The sequence below is a fragment of the Caulobacter sp. CCH9-E1 genome, assembly GCF_001556515.1.
Lineage (GTDB): Bacteria > Pseudomonadota > Alphaproteobacteria > Caulobacterales > Caulobacteraceae > Caulobacter.
The window spans coordinates 1-8,843 of sequence record NZ_LSJA01000142.1; the positions used below are offsets into that span (position 1 = coordinate 1).

The 8,843-nt window shown below is 66.4% G+C and carries 7 protein-coding genes and 1 pseudogene; 3 read left to right on the plus strand and 5 right to left on the minus strand.

Annotation, left to right across the window (positions count from 1 at the left end; translation table 11 throughout):
- The 4 genes from AX690_RS09495 to AX690_RS09510 form a co-directional block, all read right to left on the minus strand.
- Nucleotides 1–603, minus strand: a 603-nt coding sequence (locus AX690_RS09495; protein ID WP_156449619.1) for a family 43 glycosylhydrolase, incomplete at its 3' end; no start/stop codon positions are given.
- On the minus strand, nt 600–1,835 hold the full coding sequence (locus tag AX690_RS09500) for an MFS transporter (RefSeq protein WP_231732159.1): 1,236 nt from the start codon (nt 1,833–1,835) through the stop codon (nt 600–602). The genes AX690_RS09500 and AX690_RS09495, both read right to left, overlap by 4 nt.
- Before the next feature lie 170 nt (nt 1,836–2,005).
- Nucleotides 2,006–2,515: a low affinity iron permease family protein gene (locus AX690_RS09505; RefSeq protein WP_066684153.1), complete on the minus strand. Its 510-nt coding sequence runs from the start codon at nt 2,513–2,515 to the stop codon at nt 2,006–2,008.
- 31 nt (nt 2,516–2,546) lie between these two features.
- Nucleotides 2,547–2,804, minus strand: a complete 258-nt coding sequence (locus tag AX690_RS09510) for a hypothetical protein (protein ID WP_066684152.1) — start codon at nt 2,802–2,804, stop codon at nt 2,547–2,549.
- Between the two features lie 367 nt (nt 2,805–3,171).
- Here AX690_RS09510 and AX690_RS09515 point away from each other — a divergent pair, with 367 nt between their 5' ends.
- Complete coding sequence (locus AX690_RS09515) at nt 3,172–3,561, plus strand: VOC family protein (RefSeq protein ID WP_066684148.1); 390 nt, start codon at nt 3,172–3,174, stop codon at nt 3,559–3,561.
- Nucleotides 3,562–3,643: 82 nt separating this feature from the next.
- Here AX690_RS09515 and manD read toward each other — a convergent pair whose 3' ends face one another.
- The gene (gene manD, locus AX690_RS09520; protein WP_066684147.1) at nt 3,644–4,855 is read right to left on the minus strand and encodes a D-mannonate dehydratase ManD; all 1,212 of its coding nucleotides are present in this window, start codon (nt 4,853–4,855) and stop codon (nt 3,644–3,646) included.
- Nucleotides 4,856–5,027: 172 nt separating this feature from the next.
- On the opposite strand from manD, the gene AX690_RS09525 reads away from it, so the two are divergent.
- Nucleotides 5,028–5,789: a FadR/GntR family transcriptional regulator gene (locus tag AX690_RS09525; protein WP_066684146.1), complete on the plus strand. Its 762-nt coding sequence runs from the start codon at nt 5,028–5,030 to the stop codon at nt 5,787–5,789.
- A 122-nt stretch (nt 5,790–5,911) separates the two neighbouring features.
- Nucleotides 5,912–8,768, plus strand: a pseudogene (locus AX690_RS09530) (M14 metallopeptidase family protein).
- The last annotated feature ends 75 nt before the right edge of the window (nt 8,769–8,843 follow it).

Sequence of the window (8,843 nt, forward strand, 5' to 3'; positions counted from 1 at the left end):
CAACCCTCCGCTAAATCCGCAGCCCGGCTGTCTCAAAACTTCTGACGACGTACAGCCGACCAGGCGGCCTTCGGCGGCCGAGAACTCCTGCATGACGATGCCGGCGAAGCGGTTCCTGCCCGGTCGGTGGTCCCACAGCTGGTTCAACAACCACTTGCGGCCGTCATCGTCGTGGAACAGCGACGGGTCGAAGCCGGAGCTGTTCAGATAGACCGGCTCGGACCACTCGCCGTCGATCGTGTCGCAGGTGACCAGGTAGTTGTGGAAGTCGCGCAGGGACGCACCGGAGGCCCCGCCAACCGTCGTGCGGCCATAGCGCTTGACGTCGGTATAGATCAGCCAGAAGCGGCCGTCGGCGTAGGATAGGCAGGGGGCCCAAACACCGCAACCGTCCGGATCGCCCAGCATGTTCACCTGGCTGGCGCGCTGCAGCGGCCGGCTCAGCAGCCGCCAGTTCTTAAGATCGCGCGAGTGGTGGATCTGGACGCCCGGGAACCACTCGAAGGTCGAGACGGCGATGTAGTAGTCGTCCCCCACCCGCACGATCGAGGGATCGGGGTTGAAGCCGCGCAGGATGGGATTGCGGATCACGGACAAACTCACGGATTGGGAATCTGGCTGACCGGCTCGGCCTTGGGCTCGATGCGGTCGCGGATAAAGGTCCATAGGATGATGGCGCCCAAGATGTCGAGCACGCCCAGGGCGACGAAGAACGGGTCATAGCCGATCGTGGCCACCAGGCCGCCGATCAGCAGCGAGAACAGCAGGACGCCCAGATTGCCCATCATGCCGGCCAGGCCCGCGACGGTGGCGACCTCGTCACGACGGAAGAGGTCCGAGGCCATGGTGATCACGGTCACCGACAGCGTCTGGTGCGCGAAGCCGCCCAGACACAGCAGCGCGATGGCGGCGTAGGGGCTTTCGACCCGCCCGACGAAGATCATGCCGGTCATCATCGCCGCGCCCAGGGTGACGGCCCAGCGGCGAGCGTTGATCAGAGAGACGCCGCGCGCCTGCAGGAAGCCGGCGACGGTCGGGCCGAACAGGCAGCCGAGGTCGGCGGCCACAAACGGCAGCCAGGCGAACATGGCGATCTGCTTGAGGTCGAAGCCGCGCGTCTGGGACAGGTACAGCGGCACCCAGAACGACAGCGTCCCCCAGGTGGGGTCGGCCAGGAAGCGCGGCAGGGCGATGCCCCAGAACTTGCGCTGCTTGAGGATGGAGATCACCGAAGGCTTGGCGCCCGCCTCGGCCAGGTGCGTCTCCTGACCGGCGGCGATCCGCTCGCGCTCGGCCTGTGTCATCGACGGGTGCTGGTCGGGCGAGCGGTAGAAGAACAGCCACAGCGCCAGCCAGACGAGGCCCAGCGCGCCAGTCATGACGAAGGCCGCGCGCCAGTTCCAGGTCAGCACGGCCCAGACCACCAGCGGCGGGGCCAGCATCGAGCCGACCGAGGCGCCGATGTTGAACACGCCGCCGGCGAAGCCGCGCTCCTTGGCCGGGAACCAGGTGGCGACCGTCTTCATGCCGGCCGGCTGAGCCGAGCCCTCCGCGAAGCCCAGCAGGCCCCGCAGGACGGCGAAGCCTTGCCAGTTGGACGCCAGGCCATGCGCCATGGCCGCCAGCGACCAGGCCGCCGCGAACACCGCGAAACCGGTCCGAAGGCCGAGGGTGTCGAGCACATAGCCGCACACCGGCTGCAGCATGATCCCCAGCTGGAAGGCGCCGGTGATCCAAGAGTACTCCGTCACCGTGATGCCGAGGTCCTTCAGCACCGTCGGGGCCGCCACGCCCATGGTCGAACGCGTCAGGTAGTTGATGATCGCGCCCAGCATGACGAGGCCGATGATCCACCAGCGCAGGGCCCGAAGTTTCGGAAAGGACAGCTTCGGCAAGACGCGTTTCCCTAATCAGGCGCGCGTTCATGCCGACGCGCTCGCCCTTTGGTACCGCTACCGTCTAAGGCAACCCGCGTCCAGCCTGTCGAGGTCGTAGCCGACACGCGTCATTGGCTGGATCGACCGGCCTTCAAGGCCTTCGCGCGGCTGGCGGCCCGGGCCTTAGCGGAAGGCTGAGACTTGGCTGGGGCCTTGCGCGCGCCCGCGTTCGATTTCGCGATGCGGGCGTCCTTTTCGGCCGCCGCCCGTTGCAAGGCGCGCATCGAGCGATCGGCCCGGGCCTTGCACCGGGCGTGCAGGGCCTCGAGCTCTTTGTCGGTCAGCTTCTCGATGCCGATGAACTCGTTCTCGGCGTCGGTCGTGGCGCGGATCAGCTCGTCCAGCTTGGTCTGCAGGGCCACACCGTCGCGGTTCTGGGTGTTCTGGATCAGGAACACCATCAGGAAGGTGACGATGGTCGTGCCGGTGTTGATCACCAACTGCCAGGTTTCGGAAAAGCCGAAGAACGGCCCGCTGATCGCCCAGACCAAGACCAAGGCCACACAGGCCAGGAAGGCGGGCGGGCTGCCGGTGATCCTGGCGGTTATGTTGGCGAACTTGGCGAACAGCTTGTCCACGGAAGACCTCCCTGCGGTCTTCCGGTAACGCTTAAACCTCGGCGGAAGCTCCCCGATCACCAAAAGCTTCGCTGCGGCCCTCGCCGCCTCGGACGCTGATCTCGCCGACAAAGCGGTCGCGGCCGTCGGGACCGGGCGCCGGCTCCCAGACGAAGACGCCGACACACTCGTGTTCAGCCGCGATGTCGGCGGCCAGTTCCATCGCTTCGGCGTCGCTCTCGGCCGTCTCGGCGACAAAGGTCAGCGACACGCCGTTCGCGCGGCGCGGGTAGAACAGGTACGTGGGCATGAATCGCTCCAGCCATTCGAGAGAAAGCGAAAGCTTCAGCTTCGCCTCTCAGCCACCGGCGCTCGAAGAAATCGTACCGATGATGTGGATAACGCTAGCACCCGATAGCCACCCACGAAAGTAAATAACGAAACTTATACGGGAAACTTATGTCGTAAACCCGACATTCTTTTTTATACTGCAGAAAAATATAAGATAATTATTAGAACCAAAAGAAATTGCAGGCGTTACTCTAGCTAAACTGACGCTTCGCGCGGCAAGCTTCACTTTAGCCTAAGCGCCATCCGCTATTCTCGGAAACCTTGCTTCTCGCTACAAAGGCTGCACCGGGCGCAGCCCTTGGAAACCATTGAGACGGGAGGCTCTCTTGATCGGATACACCCTGGTCGGCAGCAACGACCTGGAGAAGGCGAAGGCCTTTTACGACGCGCTGTTCGACACGATCGGCGTCAAGCGACTGATGGAGTTCCCGACCGGCGGCTGCGCCTGGGGCGCGGACTGGAGCAAGCCGATGTTCGGCGTCGGCAAGCCCTATGACGGCCAGGCCGCGACCTTCGGCAACGGCACGATGATCGCTCTGGTCATGGACGAGCGCGCCAAGGTCGACGCGCTGCACGACAAGGCCGTGGCCTTGGGCGGCAAGTGCGAGGGCAAGCCGGGCGTGCGCGGCGAGGAAGGCCCGCAAGCCTTCTACGCGGCCTATTTCCGCGACCTGGACGGCAACAAGCTTTGCGCTTTCCGCGTGGGCCCGGCCTAGATCTCAACGCACGGACCCGAAACGAAAACGGCCGCCGGAGGAACCCTTCGGCGGCCGAATTCTCAGGTGAGCGCTTCGCCGCCTACCAGTTGAACATCGTGCCGTCCTGCAGGCGGTTCACCGGCAGGTAGGCGCGCTTGTATTCGTACTTCGCGGCCAGCTCTTCGTCGATGTCGACGCCCAAGCCGGGCTTGTCGCCCGGATGCAGCATGCCGTCGTTGAAGGTGTAGGCGTGCGGGAAGACCGCGTCCGTCTCCGGCGTGTGGCGCATATATTCCTGCAGGCCGAAGTTGGGGATCGACATGTCGAAGTGCAGGGCCGCGGCCATGGTCACCGGCGACAGGTCGGTGGCGCCATGGCAACCGGTCTTGACGTGGTGCAGGTCGGCGAAGGCGGCGATCTTCTTCAGGTTGGTGATGCCGCCGGCGTGCAGCACGGTGGCGCGCAGGTAGTCGATCAGCTGCTCTTCGATCAGCTGCTTGGCGTCCCACACGTGGGCGAAGATCTCGCCGACGGCCAGCGGCGTCGTCGTGTGCTGGCGGATCAGGCGGAAGCCGCCCTGGTTCTCGGCCGGGACCGAATCCTCCATCCAGAACAGGCGATAGGGCTCGAGGTCCTTGCCCAGGCGCGCGGCCTCGATCGGGGTCAGGCGGTGGTGGACGTCGTGCAGCAGGTGGACGTCCCATCCCAGGACCTCACGCGCCTTCTCGAACAACTTCGGCACGTGCTTGAGGTAGGCGGCGGTCGACCAGACGTTCTCGGACGGCAGGTCGTTGTCGGCCGGCTCGTAGAACATCTTGTCCTTCGAGACGCCGTACGTGCTGGCGAGGCCAGGCACGCCCGTCTGCAGGCGGATGGCCTTGTAGCCCAGGGCCTTGTACTTGACGGCCTCGGCGATGGTGTCCTCGATGGTCTCGCCGTTGGCGTGCCCGTAGACGGTGACTCCGGTGCGGCAGGCGCCGCCCAGCAGTTGGTAGACCGGCAGGCCCGCGACCTTGCCCTTGATGTCCCACAGCGCCATGTCGACGGCGGCCAGGGCGGTCATGGCCACCGGGCCGCCGCGCCAGTACGAGCCGCGATAGAAGAACTGCCAGATGTCCTCGATCTGGTGAGCGTCGCGGCCGATCAGCGACGGGATCATGTGATCCTGCAGGAAGCTGACGACCGACAGCTCGCGGCCGTTCAGCGTGGCGTCGCCGACGCCCGTGATCCCGTCCTCGGTGGTGATCTTCAGGGTGACGAAGTTGCGGCCGGGACAGGTGACGATGACCTTGGCGTCGATAATCTTCAGCATGGACCTAGTCGTTGAGCGTGGAAGAGAAATTGGCCTGACCAGTTTTAGCGACTTATCAGACGAGATGCTAGAGGCCGTCGACGAAGGTCGGGTAGCGCGGTCCCTTCCCTTGCAATAGTCTGCACCACCCTGGCGCGTATGGCCGGCGCGTGATGGACGGGATTGAAGAGACATGACCACTTCGACGACGGAAGCCCGCAAGCTCTACCAGCAGGTGGCTGGCGCGATCGCCGAAGCGATCCGCGAGGGCGTCCACAAGCCCGGTCAGCGCCTGCCATCCGAACGGGATCTGGCGGAGGACTACAAGGTCAGCCGCCCGACCGTGCGCGAAGCCATGATCGCCCTCGAAATCCAGGGTCTGGTCGAGGCCCGGCATGGCTCCGGCGTCTATGTCACCGACGCGCCGCGCGCCCAGGGCGCCGCGCCCGAACTGGACATCGGCGCCTTCGAGCTGACCGAGGCCCGCCGCCTGATCGAGGGCGAGGTCGCCGCGCTGGCGGCCGCCACGATCACCGACGAGGAACTGACAGAGCTGACGACGATCATGGACGACATGGTGGTTGAGAACGACAAGGACGTGCGCGGCGAAGGCGCCGACCGCCGCTTCCACGTCGCGATCGCCCGGGCCAGCCGCAACAGCGCGCTGGTGAACGTCGTCGAGACCCTGTGGGACCAGCGCTACAAGTCGCCGCTGTGCCGAGCCATGCTGGAGCGCGCGCGTCAGGTCGGCGTCCGCCCCCGCATCGACGACCACCAGGAGATCCTGCTGGCCCTGAAGGCGCGCGATCCGGCCGCCGCCCGCAACGCCATGCGCGAGCACCTGGGCCGGGTCATCGACAACCTGCTGACCGCCACCGAGATCGACGCCCTGGAGCGCGCCCGTAGCGAAGTGGCCGCCCGCCGGGTCGAACTGGCCCGCCGCTCGGCGATCTGATCTCCACCGAATCTCGCGTACGGGCCGCCAGTAGGGCCCGATGAGAGGAAGGGGCCGTCCGCGAGGGCGGCCCCTTTTCCGTGCGCCGATGCTCCCGACGAAAAAATGGGCTGCTCCGCCGGTTGCTCCGGGTGCGGAAATCCGATCCAGCTTCGTCTTTCAAAGGGATGGAGCGGCCTCTGCTGTCGAGGCGCGCGGGTGAGGGGTGATATGATGACGCGTGGCGGAGCGATGGCCGGTGCGGCCCTCGGCGTGATTCTGGCCTTCGGGGCTCTGGGCGGCGCGATCGCCGCGGACATCACTCCACCGGAGAAGGCGTTCGCCCAGCCGATCGGCAGCGACTACTTCCTGGCCGACTACACCGCCTATGAGGCGTATCTCAAGACCCTGGCGGCCCAGTCCGACCGGATGAAGCTGGTCGACATCGGCAAGACCGAGGAAGGCCGCACCCAGTGGATGGCGGTGGTCTCCTCGCCGGCCAACCTCGCCAAGCTGGATCGCCTGAAAGAGATCTCGCGCAAGCTGGCCAAGGCCGAAGGCGTCTCGAAGGAAGAAGCCGCCAAGCTGGCGGCGGAAGGCAAGGCGGTCGTCTGGATCGACGCGGGCCTGCACGCCACCGAGACCATCACCTCGCAAGGCCAGATTCAGGTGCTCCACCGCATGCTGACCGCCAAGGATCCCGAGACCCTGCGCCTGCTGGACGACTGCGTGATCCTGTTCGCGCACGACAACCCGGACGGCATGGAGCTGGTCAGCGACTGGTACATGCGCAACCAGGATCCGAAGAAGCGCGAGTTCAGCTCGCTGCCGCGCCTGTATCAGAAGTACGTCGGCCACGATAACAACCGCGACAGCTTCATGTCGGCCATGGCCGAGACCACCAATGTGAACAAGCAGCTGTTCCGCGAGTGGTATCCGCAGATCATCTTCAACCAGCACCAGACCGGCCCCAACGGCATGGTAGTGTTCGTTCCGCCGTTCCGCGACCCGTTCAACTTCAACTACGACCCGCTGGTCATGACCCAGCTGCAGGAAGTCGGCATGGCCATGCACAGCCGGCTGGTCGCCGAGGACAAGCCGGGCTCGGGCGCCCGCAGCGCCGCGCCCTATTCCACCTGGCACAACGGCATGGTGCGGTCGGTCTCCTACTTCCACAACGCCGTCGGCCTACTGACCGAGATCATCGGCGGCCCGACCCCGACCACGGTCAATCTGGTTCCCGACCTGCAACTGCCCAACAACGACCGGCCCGCGCCGATCGCCCCGCGCGTCTGGCGCCTGCAGGACTCGCTGGACTACCAGATGACCATGAACCTGGCGGTCATCGACTACGCCGCCCGCAACCGCGAGCGCCTGCTCTTCAACATCTGGAAGATGGGCGACAACAGCATCAAGCGCGGCTCGACCGACAGCTGGACGATCACCCCGACCCGCGTCGAGGCCCTGGCCGCCGCGGGCAAGGGCAAGCCCGGCCCCTATGGCGCGGCGATCGACCCCAGCCTCTACAAGACCGTGCTCCAGACGCCCGAGGCCCGCGATCCGCGCGCCTACGTGATCCCGGCCGACCAGGCCGACATGCCCACGGTCGTGGCCTTCCTCAACGCGCTGATCAAGACCGGCGTCGACGTCGACAAGGCCGACAAGGCCTTCACGATCGCGGGCAAGACCTATCCGGCCGGCTCGTACGTCGTGCGCACCGCCCAGGCCTATCGCCCGCACGTCCTGGACATGTTCGAGCCGCAGGACCACCCGCACGACCTGGAATATCCGGGCGGCCCGCCCAAGGCTCCGTATGACGTCACCGGCTACACCCTGGCCTACCAGATGGGGATCAAGTTCGACCGCATTCTGGACGGCTTCGAAGCCCCGACCAGCCGCGTGCCCGACCTGATCAAGGTCGCGCCGGGGACGGTAAAGGGCTCCGGAAGCGCCGGCTGGCTGATCAGCCACGAGACCAACGCCAGCTTCACCCTGACCAACCGCCTGCTGAAGGCCGGCGCCAAGGTCCAGTGGGTCAAGGACGGCGCCAAGGCGGGCCCCGAGGGGAACAGTGTCGCCTTCGGTCCCGGCGCGATCTTCGTCCCCGCCTCGCCCGCCGCCAAGGCGGTGATCGAGAAGGGCGTCAAGGAGCTGGGGATCGACGCCTACGCGGTCGCCGGCAAGCCCGCCGGCGCGACCATCGCCCTGAAGCCCGTCCGCATCGGCCTCGTTGACGTCTATGGCGGCTCGATGCCCTCGGGCTGGAACCGCTGGATGTTCGAGCGGTTCGAGGCGCCCTTCCAGGTGGTCTATCCGCAGCGCCTGGACGCGGGGAACATCCAGAAGGACTTCGACGTCCTGGTCTTCCCCGACGGCGTGGTGCCAGCGCCGCAAGGCGGGCCCTTCCGGGCCGCCCGCGCGGGCGCGCAGCCCAAGCCCGAGGAGATTCCGGCCGAGTACCGCGCCTGGCTGGGCCGGATCACCGACGAGAAGACGCTGCCCAAGATCGCGGAGTTCGTGAAGGGCGGGGGCTCGGTCGTGGCGATCGGCGCCTCGACGCGCCTGGCCACGGCGCTAGGCGCGCCGGTCGAGGTGGCCACCGCCAAGACCGAGAACGGCCAGCTGAAGGCCCTCTCGAACCGCGAGCTCTATATCCCCGGCTCGGTCCTGCGGGCCAAGGTCGATCCCAAACAGCCCCTGGCCTATGGAGCGGGCGATCAGGTCGACGTCTTCTTCGACCGCAGCCCGGCCTTCACCGTGAAGCCCGACGTCAAGGGCGTCTCGCGCGTGGCGTGGTTCGACGGCGAAAAGCCCCTGCGCAGTGGCTGGGCCGTCGGCCAGGAGAAGCTGAACGGCGCGACGGCGATGCTCGACATCGACCTGGGCAAGGGCAAGATCTTTGTGTTCGGCCCGGAAATCACCCAGCGCGCCCAGTCGTGGGGCACGTTCAAGTTCCTGTTCAACGGCCTGCTGTACGGGCCGGCGGCGAGCGGGAAGTAAGGGGCCAGCGAATACCTCCCTTCCCCCTTGATGGGGGAAGGGCCGGGGTTGGGGGTGACTTGCCGAGGCTAGCCC